Annotated in this window: 6 protein-coding genes, 1 tRNA gene and 3 rRNA genes; all 10 read left to right on the top strand. The window is 64.9% G+C overall.

Annotated features, from left to right (window positions below; translation table 11 throughout):
• Positions 1-4 precede the first annotated feature (4 nt).
• The 10 genes from QK288_RS14145 (at position 5) to QK288_RS14100 (ending at position 14442) form a co-directional block, all read left to right on the top strand.
• Complete coding sequence (locus tag QK288_RS14145; protein ID WP_281264921.1) at positions 5-1072, top strand: 3-isopropylmalate dehydrogenase; 1068 nt, start codon at positions 5-7, stop codon at positions 1070-1072.
• A gap of 15 nt (positions 1073-1087) precedes the next feature.
• A complete protein-coding gene (locus QK288_RS14140; protein ID WP_281264920.1) occupies positions 1088-2197 on the top strand; it encodes a branched-chain amino acid aminotransferase in 1110 nt (369 codons plus the stop codon).
• A 30-nt stretch (positions 2198-2227) separates the two neighbouring features.
• On the top strand, positions 2228-2998 hold the full coding sequence (locus QK288_RS14135; RefSeq protein ID WP_281264919.1) for a fumarylacetoacetate hydrolase family protein: 771 nt from the start codon (positions 2228-2230) through the stop codon (positions 2996-2998).
• Between the two features lie 511 nt (positions 2999-3509).
• Positions 3510-5031, top strand: a 16S ribosomal RNA gene (locus tag QK288_RS14130).
• Between the two features lie 427 nt (positions 5032-5458).
• Positions 5459-8586, top strand: a 23S ribosomal RNA gene (locus tag QK288_RS14125).
• A gap of 134 nt (positions 8587-8720) precedes the next feature.
• Positions 8721-8837 (top strand): 5S ribosomal RNA (gene rrf / locus QK288_RS14120).
• Together the 16S, 23S and 5S rRNA genes form the textbook arrangement of a ribosomal RNA operon.
• Positions 8838-8974: 137 nt before the next feature.
• A complete protein-coding gene (gene gltX, locus QK288_RS14115) occupies positions 8975-10462 on the top strand; it encodes a glutamate--tRNA ligase (protein ID WP_281264918.1) in 1488 nt (495 codons plus the stop codon).
• Position 10463: 1 nt separating this feature from the next.
• Positions 10464-11387: an NAD(P)/FAD-dependent oxidoreductase gene (locus QK288_RS14110; protein WP_281264917.1), complete on the top strand. Its 924-nt coding sequence runs from the start codon at positions 10464-10466 to the stop codon at positions 11385-11387.
• 45 nt (positions 11388-11432) lie between these two features.
• A tRNA-Gln gene (locus QK288_RS14105) sits at positions 11433-11504 on the top strand.
• Between the two features lie 205 nt (positions 11505-11709).
• Positions 11710-14442 (top strand): AMP-binding protein, encoded by a 2733-nt coding sequence (locus QK288_RS14100; RefSeq protein ID WP_281264916.1) that lies wholly within the window; start codon positions 11710-11712, stop codon positions 14440-14442.
• Positions 14443-14688: the final 246 nt, after the last annotated feature.

Below are 14688 nucleotides of genomic sequence, written 5' to 3'. Positions count from 1 at the left end.
ACTCATGACGCAGACGCTCAAGCTCGCCGTCATCCGTGGTGACGGCATCGGACCAGAGGTCGTGGACGAGGCCCTCAAGGTCCTGCACGCCGTCACACCGGACGACCTCGTCATCGAGGAGACCCCGTTCTCGCTCGGAGCCACCCGGTTCCTCGAGACCGGCGACATCCTGACGGACGAGGACATGGCTGCTGTCGCGGCGCACGATGCGATCCTGCTCGGCGCGGTCGGCGGGGATCCCCGTGATCCCCGCCTGGCCGGCGGCATCATCGAGCGTGGGCTGCTGCTGAAGCTGCGGTTCGCCTTCGACCACTACGTCAACCTGCGTCCGACGAAGGTCTACGACTCCGTCGTCACACCGCTGGCCTCCCCGGGGGACGTCGACTTCGTCGTCGTGCGGGAAGGGACCGAGGGGCCCTACGTCGGCAACGGGGGAGCGATCCGCGTCGGCACGCCGCACGAGATCGCGACCGAGGTCTCGGTGAACACGGCGTACGGCGTCGAGCGCACCGTGCGGTACGCGTTCGACCTGGCGGACCGTCGTCCCCGCAAGCACCTGACGCTCGTGCACAAGAGCAACGTGCTCGTGAACGCCGGGGCGCTCTGGCAGCGCACGGTGGCCGCGGTCGGGGCGGAGTACCCGGACGTCACCGTGGACTACCAGCACGTCGACGCCGTCACCATCCACATGGTGCGGGAGCCTGCTAGGTTCGACGTCATCGTCACCGACAACCTCTTCGGCGACATCATCACCGACCTGGCCGGCGCGATCAGCGGCGGCATCGGTCTGGCGGCCTCGGGCAACATCAACCCGGACGGCACCTTCCCCAGCATGTTCGAGCCGGTGCACGGATCCGCGCCGGACATCGCGGGCCAGCAGAAGGCCGATCCCACGGCCGCCATCCTCTCCGTCGCACTCCTCCTCGACCACATCGGTCGGGGTGACCTGGCGACGGCGGTGACACGGGCGGTGGAAGCGGACCTGGCTGACCGGGGCACCACGCAGCGTCGCACGGCCGAGATCGGCGACGCCATCGCCGCCGCGGCCACAGCGCGCACCACCACCGCCTGAAAGGGAGCCACACCGATGAGCACCGAGACAGTCTTCGGACTCGAGTTCTCCACCACCCCGTCCGCTGAGCGCCGTGCCGAGGCGGAGCGCGAGACGATCCTGGCGGACCCGGGGTTCGGCAAGCACTTCACCGACCACATGGCGACCGTCGAGTGGACGCTCGACGCCGGCTGGCACGACGCCTCGATCCACCCGTACGGGCCGCTCTCGCTCGACCCCAGCGCCAGCGTGCTGCACTACGCGCAGGAGATCTTCGAGGGCCTGAAGGCGTACCGCCACGCCGACGGCTCGGTGTGGACGTTCCGACCGGAAGCGAACGCCGAGCGGTTCCAGCGCTCCGCGCGCCGACTCGCGCTGCCGGAGCTGCCGGTCGAGGTGTTCGTCGAGTCGATCCGGCAACTGGTCAGGACCGACGTCGATTGGGTGCCGAGTGCCCCGGAGACGAGCCTGTACCTGCGGCCGTTCATGATCGCCACGGAGTCGTTCCTCGGGGTCCGTGCGGCCCAGGCGGTGTCCTACCACTGCATCGCGAGCCCGGCCGGGGCCTACTTCACGTCCGGGCCGAAGCCGGTGTCCATCTGGCTGTCGTCGAACTACGCCCGTGCGGGTCGGGGTGGCACCGGTGCGGCCAAGACCGGCGGCAACTACGCCGCCTCGCTGCTGCCCCAGCAAGAGGCGTACGAGCACGGCTGCCAGCAGGTGATGTTCCTCGACTCCGAAGAGGGCAAGTACCTCGAAGAGCTCGGCGGCATGAACGTCGTGCTCGTGAAGGCGGACGGCACGCTCGTGACGCCCGACTCGGACTCCATCCTCGAAGGGATCACGCGCGACTCGATCCTGCAGCTCGCGGAAGACCGCGGCCTGCGGGTCGAGCGGCGTCGGGTGACCCTCGACGAGTGGCATGACGGCGTCGCGGACGGCTCCATCACCGAGGCCTTCGCGTGCGGTACCGCCGCCGTGGTGACCCCGATCGCCGAACTCCGCGGCGACGGCTTCACGATCGGATCGCCCACGGTCGGTGCTGGCGAACTGACTATGTCCCTCCGAGAAGAGCTCACCGACATCCAGTCCGGCCGTCGTCCCGACCCGCACGGGTGGATGACCAAGCTGACCGACGCGTCCTGATCCCGGGCTCGGCGTCGGTAGGGTCGAACGGTGAAGATCGCACGGTTCAGCAGCAAGGGTGAAGACCCCCGGTACGGCATCCTCGACGAGCGCGCTCTGGTGGTGCTCGCGGGAGACCCGATGTACCAGGGCTTCGAGACCACGGGGGAGCGGGTGCCCCTGTCGGAAGCGAAGCTCCTCGCACCGGTGATCCCGCGCTCCAAGGTCATCGGCGTCGGACTCAACTACGCCGAGCACGCCGACGAGATGGACGACGTGTCGGGTGACGACCCCGTGGTGTTCCTCAAGCCGAACACCTCGGTCATCGGCCCGGACGATCCCATCCGTCTGCCGGAGGGCGTCGGCCGCGTCGATCACGAGGGCGAACTCGCCATCGTGATCGGTTCGCTCGCGAAGAACGTCACGCGCGAGGACTTCGCGAGTGTCATCCTCGGGTACACGATCGCGAACGACGTGACCGCCCGTGACCTCCAGGCCCGTGACGGCCAGTGGACCCGGGCGAAGGGGTTCGACACGTTCTGCCCGCTCGGCCCGGTGATCGAGACCGAGATCGACCCGTCGGACATCCGTCTCGAGACCCGCGTCGACGGCGACCTGCGCCAGGTGGCGTCGACGAGCGAGATGGTGCACGACATCCCGTCGCTCATCGAGTTCGTGTCGTCGATCTGGACGCTCCTGCCCGGGGACGTCATCCTCACCGGGACCCCCGCCGGCGTGGGGGAGATCCGCGACGGCGAGGTCGTCGAGGTGACGATCTCCGGCATCGGCACGTTGAAGAACCCGGTCATCGCCCGCAAGTGACGACCAGACCGAGGGCCCCACATCCACCCGGATGTGGGGCCCTTCGTCGTTCGACGACACCTGTTCCCCGTCGTTCCGGGCGACACGCCGTCGTGCAGCCCCGGTTTGCCCGATCCGCGGATCGTGCGTAGAGTTCTTACTCGTCACCCCAAAGGTGCGGCGGAGAAGCCGAGACGGTCACCCGGAGCGAAAGCCCCGGTGATGCAGTCCAGCCGAGCCGACCTCAAGCGGGACCACCCACTCCAATGAAGCCGGTCGAAAGACCGCCACTGAAGTAGTGGTACAGTACCGAAGTTGCCCGAGCGGGCATTCCCTCCGGGGAGAAGAAGCTCGGCGCGTCTGGTCCTTGAGAACTCAACAGCGTGCACATTGTCAATGCCAATTTATTGACCCCGTGCTCGGCCGGTTTTGCTGGTCGAGTCGGAGACAATTCCTTTTGGATTGAAGATTGTCAGTAGACAGTCAACAGTCAAGATCAACTCGCTGGCACTTCGGTGTTGGTTGTAATTTTTTTACGGAGAGTTTGATCCTGGCTCAGGACGAACGCTGGCGGCGTGCTTAACACATGCAAGTCGAACGATGATGCCCAGCTTGCTGGGTGGATTAGTGGCGAACGGGTGAGTAACACGTGAGTAACCTGCCCCTGACTCTGGGATAAGCGTTGGAAACGACGTCTAATACTGGATATGATCGCCGGCCGCATGGTCTGGTGGTGGAAAGATTTTTTGGTTGGGGATGGACTCGCGGCCTATCAGCTTGTTGGTGAGGTAATGGCTCACCAAGGCGACGACGGGTAGCCGGCCTGAGAGGGTGACCGGCCACACTGGGACTGAGACACGGCCCAGACTCCTACGGGAGGCAGCAGTGGGGAATATTGCACAATGGGCGAAAGCCTGATGCAGCAACGCCGCGTGAGGGATGACGGCCTTCGGGTTGTAAACCTCTTTTAGTAGGGAAGAAGCGAAAGTGACGGTACCTGCAGAAAAAGCACCGGCTAACTACGTGCCAGCAGCCGCGGTAATACGTAGGGTGCAAGCGTTGTCCGGAATTATTGGGCGTAAAGAGCTCGTAGGCGGTTTGTCGCGTCTGCTGTGAAATCCCGAGGCTCAACCTCGGGCTTGCAGTGGGTACGGGCAGACTAGAGTGCGGTAGGGGAGATTGGAATTCCTGGTGTAGCGGTGGAATGCGCAGATATCAGGAGGAACACCGATGGCGAAGGCAGATCTCTGGGCCGTAACTGACGCTGAGGAGCGAAAGCATGGGGAGCGAACAGGATTAGATACCCTGGTAGTCCATGCCGTAAACGTTGGGCGCTAGATGTAGGGACCTTTCCACGGTTTCTGTGTCGTAGCTAACGCATTAAGCGCCCCGCCTGGGGAGTACGGCCGCAAGGCTAAAACTCAAAGGAATTGACGGGGGCCCGCACAAGCGGCGGAGCATGCGGATTAATTCGATGCAACGCGAAGAACCTTACCAAGGCTTGACATACACCGGAAACGGCCAGAGATGGTCGCCCCCTTGTGGTCGGTGTACAGGTGGTGCATGGTTGTCGTCAGCTCGTGTCGTGAGATGTTGGGTTAAGTCCCGCAACGAGCGCAACCCTCGTTCTATGTTGCCAGCGGGTTATGCCGGGGACTCATAGGAGACTGCCGGGGTCAACTCGGAGGAAGGTGGGGATGACGTCAAATCATCATGCCCCTTATGTCTTGGGCTTCACGCATGCTACAATGGCCGGTACAAAGGGCTGCGATACCGTAAGGTGGAGCGAATCCCAAAAAGCCGGTCTCAGTTCGGATTGAGGTCTGCAACTCGACCTCATGAAGTCGGAGTCGCTAGTAATCGCAGATCAGCAACGCTGCGGTGAATACGTTCCCGGGCCTTGTACACACCGCCCGTCAAGTCATGAAAGTCGGTAACACCCGAAGCCGGTGGCCTAACCCTTGTGGAAGGAGCCGTCGAAGGTGGGATCGGTGATTAGGACTAAGTCGTAACAAGGTAGCCGTACCGGAAGGTGCGGCTGGATCACCTCCTTTCTAAGGAGCATCTGGCACCGCTTGCGGTGTCCAGGCGCCCGATTCGGACCGAACGTGTCCGACGGGTAGCTCATGGGTGGAACATTGACAGTGCAGTCGGGAGCGCAGCTTCCGGTCTTAGTACGCCAGGCCTTCGGGTCGGGTTGGAAGGGGTCGGGGGTGAGCGGGCTGGCTGGTGCACGTTGTTGGGTCCTGAGGGACCAGGCTTCCCGCCTCCCACGAGAGTGGTGGTGGGGGTTGGGCCGGCGGAGGAATCCGTTTCGGTTCTTCGATGGGCCACATGAAGCTAGCTGTTACGGCTGGGGGAGTGTGGTGCCGATCGTATGTTGAGAACTACACAGTGGACGCGAGCATCTTAGATCGCTCGCAACAAGGACTGCCCTCTGGGTGGTCGTGTTGTCGAGTCGATCGCAATTTTAATCTTTGTGGTCAAGTTTCTAAGAGCAAACGGTGGATGCCTTGGCATCTGGAGCCGAAGAAGGACGTAGAAATCTGCGATAAGCCTCGGGGAGCTGATAATCGAGCTGTGAGCCGAGGATTTCCGAATGGGGAAACCCCGCCAGGCGACTTGTCGACCTGGTGACTCCCGCCTGAATATATAGGGCGGGTAGAGGGAACGTGGGGAAGTGAAACATCTCAGTACCCACAGGAAGAGAAAACAACATGTGATTCCGTGAGTAGTGGCGAGCGAAAGCGGATGAGGCTAAACCGATCATGTGTGATAGCCGGCGGGCGTTGCATGGTCGGGGTTGTGGGACACGTCACTCAGTTCTGCCGGACTGGGGCGGTTACAGCGCATCATAGTCGAACCGGTTTGAAAGCCGGGCCGTAGTGGGTGCCAGCCCCGTAGACGAAATGGTGTTATGGCCGGATGTGTATCCCAAGTAGCACGGGGCCCGAGAAATCCCGTGTGAATCTGTCAGGACCACCTGATAAGCCTAAATACTCCCAGATGACCGATAGCGGACAAGTACCGTGAGGGAAAGGTGAAAAGTACCCCGGGAGGGGAGTGAAATAGTACCTGAAACCGTTTGCTTACAAACCGTCGGAGCCTCCTTGTAGGGGTGACGGCGTGCCTTTTGAAGAATGAGCCTGCGAGTTAGTGATATGTGGCGAGGTTAACCCGTGTGGGGCAGCCGTAGCGAAAGCGAGTCTGAATAGGGCGATTCAGTCGCATGTCCTAGACCCGAAGCGAAGTGATCTATCCATGGCCAGGTTGAAGCGACGGTAAGACGTCGTGGAGGACCGAACCCACTTCAGTTGAAAATGGAGGGGATGAGCTGTGGATAGGGGTGAAAGGCCAATCAAACTTCGTGATAGCTGGTTCTCTCCGAAATGCATTTAGGTGCAGCGTTGCGTGTTTCTCGCCGGAGGTAGAGCTACTGGATGGCCGATGGGCCTCAACAGGTTACTGACGTCAGCCAAACTCCGAATGCCGGTGAGTGAGAGCGCAGCAGTGAGACGGTGGGGGATAAGCTTCATCGTCGAGAGGGAAACAACCCAGACTACCAACTAAGGCCCCTAAGCGTGTGCTAAGTGGGAAAGGATGTGGAGTTGCATAGACAACCAGGAGGTTGGCTTAGAAGCAGCCACCCTTGAAAGAGTGCGTAATAGCTCACTGGTCAAGTGATTCCGCGCCGACAATGTAACGGGGCTCAAGCACACCGCCGAAGTTGTAGATTTCGCATGTTAGACAAGCCTTCGTGGTTCAGTCGTGCGGAGTGGTAGGAGAGCGTCGTGTGGCGAGTGAAGCGGCGGAGTAATCCAGCCGTGGACGCCACACGAGTGAGAATGCAGGCATGAGTAGCGAAAGACGGGTGAGAAACCCGTCCTCCGAAAGACCAAGGGTTCCAGGGCCAGGTTAATCCGCCCTGGGTAAGTCGGGACCTAAGGCGAGGCCGACAGGCGTAGTCGATGGACAACGGGTTGATATTCCCGTACCGGCGAACAACCGCCCAAGCTAATCCAGTGGTGCTAAGAGTCCTAACCCGTATCCAGCGGATCCCTTCGGGGTGAAGCGGTGCGGTCTAACGCTCGACCCCATGCTGGTGCGGTTAGCGTATGAACAGGTGTGACGCAGGAAGGTAGCTGAGCCAGGCGATGGTATCCGTAAGGTGAACCTGGTGTAAGGATGTAGGGCTGACGATAGGCAAATCCGTCGTCTGTGTGCCTGAGATCCGACGCGTACCCGTTAGGGGAAATCAGTGATCCTATGCTGCCGAGAAAAGCATCGACGCGAGGTTGCAGCCGCCCGTACCCGAAACCGACTCAGGTGGTCAGGTAGAGAATACCAAGGAGATCGAGAGAATCGTGGTTAAGGAACTCGGCAAAATGCCCCCGTAACTTCGGGAGAAGGGGGGCCGGACACGTGACCGGATTTACTCCGTGAGCGTTGAAGGCCGCAGAGACCAGTGGGAAGCGACTGTTTACTAAAAACACAGGTCCGTGCGAAGTCGCAAGACGATGTATACGGACTGACGCCTGCCCGGTGCTGGAAGGTTAAGAGGAGGGGTTAGGTTTCGACCGAAGCTCTGAATTTAAGCCCCAGTAAACGGCGGTGGTAACTATAACCATCCTAAGGTAGCGAAATTCCTTGTCGGGTAAGTTCCGACCTGCACGAATGGCGTAACGACTTCCCAGCTGTCTCAACCGCGAACTCGGCGAAATTGCACTACGAGTAAAGATGCTCGTTACGCGCAGCAGGACGGAAAGACCCCGTGACCTTTACTACAGTTTGGTATTGGTGTTCGGAGTGGCTTGTGTAGGATAGGTGGGAGACTGTGAAGCGGGCACGCTAGTGTTCGTGGAGTCATTGTTGAAATACCACTCTGGTCACTTTGGATGTCTAACGTAGGACCCTGATCGGGTTCATGGACAGTGCCTGATGGGTAGTTTAACTGGGGCGGTTGCCTCCCAAAGAGTAACGGAGGCGCCCAAAGGTTCCCTCAACCTGGTTGGCAATCAGGTGGCGAGTGTAAGTGCACAAGGGAGCTTGACTGTGAGACTGACAGGTCGAGCAGGGACGAAAGTCGGGACTAGTGATCCGGCAGTGGCTTGTGGAAGCGCTGTCGCTCAACGGATAAAAGGTACCTCGGGGATAACAGGCTGATCTTGCCCAAGAGTCCATATCGACGGCATGGTTTGGCACCTCGATGTCGGCTCGTCGCATCCTGGGGCTGGAGTAGGTCCCAAGGGTTGGGCTGTTCGCCCATTAAAGCGGTACGCGAGCTGGGTTTAGAACGTCGTGAGACAGTTCGGTCCCTATCCGCTGCGCGCGTTGGAAATTTGAGAAGATCTATCCCTAGTACGAGAGGACCGGGATGGACGAACCTCTGGTGTGTCAGTTGTTCTGCCAAGGGCACCGCTGATTAGCTACGTTCGGACCGGATAACCGCTGAAAGCATCTAAGCGGGAAGCCGTCTTCGAGATGAGATTTCCATGCACCTTGAGTGTGAGAGGCTCCCAGCAGACTACTGGGTTGATAGGCCGGATGTGGAAGCGGGGACTAACGACCCGTGGAGCTGACCGGTACTAATAAGCCGAAGACTTGACAACACAACTATTTCCCGACACTTCGGTGTTGGGGCTCGCGTCCACTTTGTGGTTCCCGACAGACGATCGGGAATCAACTGAATACTTCAGCAACGGCTTGAAGGAACATGTTGAGACCAGATCATGGTCGACAGTGTTCCGGTGGTCATAGCGAGAGGGAAACGCCCGGTCACATTCCGAACCCGGAAGCTAAGCCTCTCAGCGCCGATGGTACTGCAAGGGGGACCTTGTGGGAGAGTAGGACGCCGCCGGACTTCTTTTGCAACACCAGGGAACCCCTGACCAGTACTGGTCAGGGGTTTTCTGCGTTCCACGACCGATCCAGCGCCGATCCAACGCCGTCCACACGCCCGCCGCCGCCGGGGTCGCCCGCGATAGGATCGTCGGCGTCATGACTGCGCCATTCACCACCGCCACCGGTTCCGACGTCCGCGTCCGATTCTGCCCATCGCCGACGGGGACGCCCCACGTCGGCCTCGTGCGGACGGCTCTGTTCAACTGGGCCTATGCCCGCCACACCGGCGGCAAGCTCGTGTTCCGCATCGAGGACACCGACGCGGCACGGGACAGCGAGGAGTCGTACCAGCAGATCATCGAGGCGCTGCGGTGGCTGCAGCTCGATTGGGACGAAGGCGTCGAGGTGGGGGGACCGCACGGCCCCTACCGGCAGTCCGAGCGGTCCGACGTCTACGTGGACGCCATCGCGAAGCTCAAGGACGCCGGCCACCTCTACGAGTCCTTCGTGACGCCGGAGGAGATGGAGGCGCGGAACGTCGCGGCCGGTCGCGACCCCAAGCAGGGCTACGACAACCACGAGCGCGACCTGACCGACGACGAGCGCCAGGCGTTCCGCGATCAGGGCCGTGAGCCAGCGCTCCGGCTCCGCGTGCCGGACCGGGATCTGAGCTTCGACGACCTGGTCCGTGGCGAGATCACGTTCAGGCAGGGCACGTTCCCGGACTTCGTGGTGGTACGTCCGAACGGCAAGCCGCTGTACACGTTCACGAACCCGGTCGACGACGCGCTCATGGGCGTGACGCACGTGCTCCGCGGCGAGGACATCCTGTCGTCGACGCCGCGACAGATCGCCCTCTACGAGGCGCTGTTCGAGATCGGGATGGCCGAGTTCATCCCGCGTTTCGGGCACCTGCCGTACGTGATGGGCGAGGGCAACAAGAAGCTCTCGAAGCGCGACCCGGAGTCGAACCTCTTCCACCACCGGGCGAACGGCATGATCCCCGAGGGGCTCATCAACTACCTCGCGCTGCTCGGTTGGTCGATCGGTCCCGATCGCGACGTGTTCTCGATCGACGAGATGGTCGAGGCGTTCGACGTCGCCGACGTGAACCCGAACCCGGCCCGGTTCGACCACAAGAAGGCCGAGTCGATCAACGGTGATCACATCCGCTTGCTCGAGCCGGCGGACTTCCGGGACCGCCTGAAGCCGTACCTGACCGAGTACCTCTCGGACCCGGCCACCCCCGAGCAGGAGCACGTGCTCGAGGCCGCGGCGCCGTTGGTGCAGGAGCGCATGCAGCTGCTCAGCGAGGCCCCGGGGATGCTCGGGTTCCTGTTCACCGCGGACGGCGACCTGGTCGTCGAAGAGGACGCGCTCGCGAGCCTCAAGGGCGACCCGACCGAGGTCCTCACCGCGAGCATCGCCGCGCTCGAGCCGCTCGACGACTGGCGGACCGAGGCGATCGAGGGTGCGCTCCGCGTCGCGCTGATCGACGGTCTCGGCCTGAAGCCGCGCCTGGCGTTCGGTCCGCTGCGTGTCGCGGTCTCCGGTCGTCGGATCAGCCCGCCGCTGTTCGAGTCGATGGAGATCCTCGGCAAGGACTCGACGCTCGCACGGCTCCGCGCACTCTCGGCTCGCTGACGTGTACGACGTCGCGGTGATCGGTGCGGGGCCCGCTGGTCTCAGCGCCGCGCTCAACCTGGTACGGGCGAAGCGGTCCGTGCTGCTGCTCGACGCGAACCGTCCCAGGAACGCCGCCACCCTGCGGTCGCACGGCTTCCTGACTCGCGACGGGGTGTCGCCGCTCGAGCTCCGGAAGCTCGGACGCGCGGAGGTCGAACAGTACGCAGAGGCCACGGTCGTGCAGGCGATCGTCGACCGTGTCGCACCGGACGGCGGCGGCTGGCGCGTGCACGGGACCTGGCGCGGCGCCGAGGTGGACGAGACGGCGCGCACGGTGGTCATCGCGACCGGGCTCCGTGAGGAGTTCCCGGCGCTGCCGTCCCTGCGGGCGTTCTACGGCACCGCGATGCACAGTTGCGTCGAGTGCGATGCCTACGAGCGGTCCGGCGAACCCCTGGCGTTCGTGTGCGAGACCGCCGACGTCGTCGACCGGGCGCTGCTCATCGCGGCGTGGACGGACGACCTCGTCGTGTACACGAACGGCATCGCGCCCCTCGACGCCGAGGGTCGCCGACGGCTGGCCGACGCGGGCGTGCGGATCGACGAGCGGCCCGTTGCCGACCTGGAGGGGGACCGGTCCGGGATGACCGGCGTGCGCCTCGCAGACGGCCACGTGGAGCCGCGCACGGGCGGGTTCGTCCGGCCGACGTGGCACGTCGACCTGGACTGGGTCGACGCGGCACTCGACCGCGACGCCGAGGGACTCGTGGTGGTCGACCGCGTCGGACGCACGACGGTCCCCGGGCTGTACGCCGTCGGCGACGTGACCCCGCCCGGGCCCGAGCAGCTCATCGTCGCCGCCGGGCACGGTGCGACGACCGCCGCCGCGGTGCACCGCGACCTCGTCGGTGGTCTTGCGGACCTCCGGGATGCTGTACAGTAGATGACCGTGCCCCGGACAACGGGGACGGAAGACCGACAGGTCTTTTGGGGTATGGTGTAATTGGCAACACAGCGGTTTCTGGTACCGTCGTTCTTGGTTCGAGTCCAGGTACCCCAGCAGATGTGAGAACGGCCCCCGGGATGTCCCGGGGGCCGTTTTCGTGCTCCGTTCACGGCACGTTCAGCGGCACCCGCAAGGATGCGCAGAACCGCAGGATGTCCGCACCCGCCGTCGTCACCCCTGGAACGGGGACCACTCGTCGACTTACTGTCCGAGTGGCCGTACCGGACGGGCGGTCAACAGACGATCCAGGGGAACTGCCGTGACGTCCACCGACGCATTGCTCCACCACCGTTGGGACCACACCGCTGTGGTCCCCGCCGCGGACGACCACTCGGTCCTCGACCGCTGGGCACGCGTCGTGACCGCGTACCCGGACGAGCCGGCCCTCGCCGGCAACGGCCGCGCGTGCACGTTCGCCGAGGCGGATGCGCTCGCGTCGTCGCTCGCCGCGGTCCTCGCCGAGCGGCTGCATCCCGACGACCGGACCGGAGCCGGCGTCGGCGCGGTCCCCGGCGGTGCTCCCGTCCCGATCGGCGTCATGGCCGGCCAGACGACCGAGGCCGTGGTGGCCGTCCTGGCGCTGACGATGGCGAACCGCGTCGTGGTGGTCCTCGACGACCACCTGCCGGAAGCCCGGCTGCGCCACGTGGTCGAGCTCGCGGGCGTCTCTGAGGTCCTCGCGGACGCCGAGCACGCGGACCTCGCCGCCTCGGTCATCGGCGACGCCGGCCCGGTCCACGACCTGGACGCACTGCTCGACGCGTCGGCGGACGCCGCGGACCGCACGGCCAGCGCCGATGCGGTGGCGCGGAGCACCGGCGTCGCCGAACAGGAGCGACGTGGGACAGACCCTCTCGTGCTGGTCTTCACCTCCGGGTCGACCGGCATGCCGAAGGGCGTCGCGATGACCCACCGGCAGCAGCTGCAGAACGCCGAGCAGGACGCCGTCGCACTCGGGCTTCGACCGGGGGACCGGATGGGCCTCGTGCTCCCGCTGTCCTTCGCGGCCGGCTACCTCATGGCCTTCGACACCCTGCTGAACGGCGGTGCCATCGTGCTCCTCGACCCGCGGGACCTCGGCACCGAACGACTCCTCGAGCGGATGCCGGAGGAGGACGTGAACGTGCTCGTCTGCACCCCGCACCTCCTCCGGTCCATCGTCCAGACGAAGCAGGCGGTCCCCGGCGGCGCACGGCTGCCGTTCCGCTTCCTGATGACCGTCGGCGAACCGACCACCGGCACGGACGTCGTCGCCGCGCGCCCGGTGCTCGACGCCGGGACGGTGATCTGGAACGGCTTCGGCGCGAGCGAGATGGGGTGCGTCGCGTACTGCTCGGTCGCTCCGGGCGACGACGTCGCTCCCGGCGTGATCCCCGCCGGGTTCCCGCTCCCCGGCAAGACCGCCAGGATCGTCCGCGAGGACGGCACCCCGGCCGACCTCGGCGAGACCGGCGAGCTCGTGATCGAGTCCGACGGCCTCTCCGCCGGGTACTGGGGCGCACCGGACAAGACCGCCGAACGCCTCGGCGCGACGGACGACGGCACGCCGACGTGGCGTCAGGGCGACCTCGCGAAGCTCGAGGCCGACGGCAGCCTGGTGCTCCTCGGCCGCTCCGACGACGCCGTGAAGGTCCGCGGGTACCTCGTCGAGCCCAGCGAGGTCGAGGCAGCGCTCCGCGCCGTCGAGGACGTGCACGACGTCGTCGTCACCGCGCTCGTCGAGCCGCCGGCCGTCACCCGCCTCGTCGCCTACGTCGTCGGTCGCTCTGGACGTCGGACCCCGGCACCCGCGGCGATCCGCCGTGCGCTCCGTGATCGGCTGCCGGAGTACATGGTGCCCGCGTCGATCGTCCCGATGCCCGAGCTGCCCCGCAACGAGCGCGGCAAGGTCGACCGCGCGCTGCTCCCCGGTGCGCCGTCGATCGAGACCGAGATGGTGGAGGGCGAGTACGACCAGTGGGAGCTCGTCGTGGGGCAGATCTGGGCGGAGGTCCTCGGCCTCCGCGGTGTGCACCTCGACGAGGACTTCTCCGCACTCGGCGGCGACTCGCTCTCCGCCGAGGAGATGCTCGCGATCGTGCACGCCCGGCTCGGCGTCGACATGCGCGCGTCCGAGCTGCTCGAGCACCCCACGCTGCGCACCTTCGCACGGCACGTCCGCTCTGGCACCAGCGCGCTGCCGAGCCACCCGGACATCGTGAAGGTGTCCGAGGCGCGGACCCCTGGACGCCCGCCGGTGTTCTGCCTGTCCGGCGGCGGCGCGCTCGGCCTGACGTTCCTGCCGCTCTCCCGATACCTGCCGGAGCACGACGTCTACGCGATCCAGCAGCACGGCCTGGAGCGGCGCGCGATCCCGGACCGCAGCATCGAGCAGAGCGCCCGGCGGTACATCGCCCTGATGCGCATCGTGCAGCCGCGCGGCCCGTACATCATCGTCGGGCACTCGCTCGGTGGCATCGTCGGACTCGAGGTGGCACGGCTCCTCACCGAGGCGGGGGAGGAGATCGAACACCTCGCACTGCTCGACTCGTACCTGCCCCGCACCCGGACCGAGGCCGCGCAGCTCAACTTCGCCAGGATGGAGCCCCGTGAACCGCGGAACGCCGCCGTCCGCGCGCTCCGACACGGTCTCGACCGCGCCGTGAAGCGCGTGCTGCCGTCCGGCGTGCCGTACGGGGACCTCTTCGTGCGTCGTGCACGGGCCTACGGCGCCGGGGTGCTGCGCTACGGCGGCCAGAAGGACTTCGACGCGATGTTCGACCACGCCGAGATGATCGTGCGCCGGCACACGCCGACGCCCTTCCACGGGCGGTCGACCTTCGTGCTCGCGGAGGACAACCCGGACGTCGAGCGCTGGTCCTCGGTGCTCCGCGGGGACAACCGCACCGTGCACATCCAGGCGGAGCACACGTCGCTGTTGCGCGAACCGCACGTCGCGGAGCTCGCAGCGGAGCTGCGCGCCGCCCTCGGGACGGACCCGACCCGGCCCTGACGGCCCCGGGACGGACGGGAGGCTCGTGGCGACCCCGCCACGAGCCTCCCGTCCGTCCCGGGGCGACCCGACGACCCACCGCAGCCCGCTTGCGGGTTTCCGTATCCGCACCCGCGGCCCCGCAACGGATCACCGATCGCATTGACCCGTCACCCCGCCCCGACAAAGGTGGGAATCCCCAGGGAACGGCGTACCCCCGCTCCCGACGGGAACGACGGTGCACCCTCACCGCCGTGCACCGCAGCT

The organism is Curtobacterium sp. 9128 (assembly GCF_900086645.1).
Lineage (GTDB): Bacteria > Actinomycetota > Actinomycetes > Actinomycetales > Microbacteriaceae > Curtobacterium.
This window is presented reverse-complemented; position numbering and strand designations above follow the sequence as displayed.

Bases quoted from the DNA above. Each gene is read 5' to 3' on its own strand.
- QK288_RS14145 (WP_281264921.1), top strand. From the start codon at position 5: ATGACGCAGACGCTCAAGCTCGCCGTCATCCGTGGTGACGGCATCGGA.
- QK288_RS14140 (WP_281264920.1), top strand. From the start codon at position 1,088: ATGAGCACCGAGACAGTCTTCGGACTCGAGTTCTCCACCACCCCGTCC.
- gltX (WP_281264918.1), top strand. From the start codon at position 8,975: ATGACTGCGCCATTCACCACCGCCACCGGTTCCGACGTCCGCGTCCGA.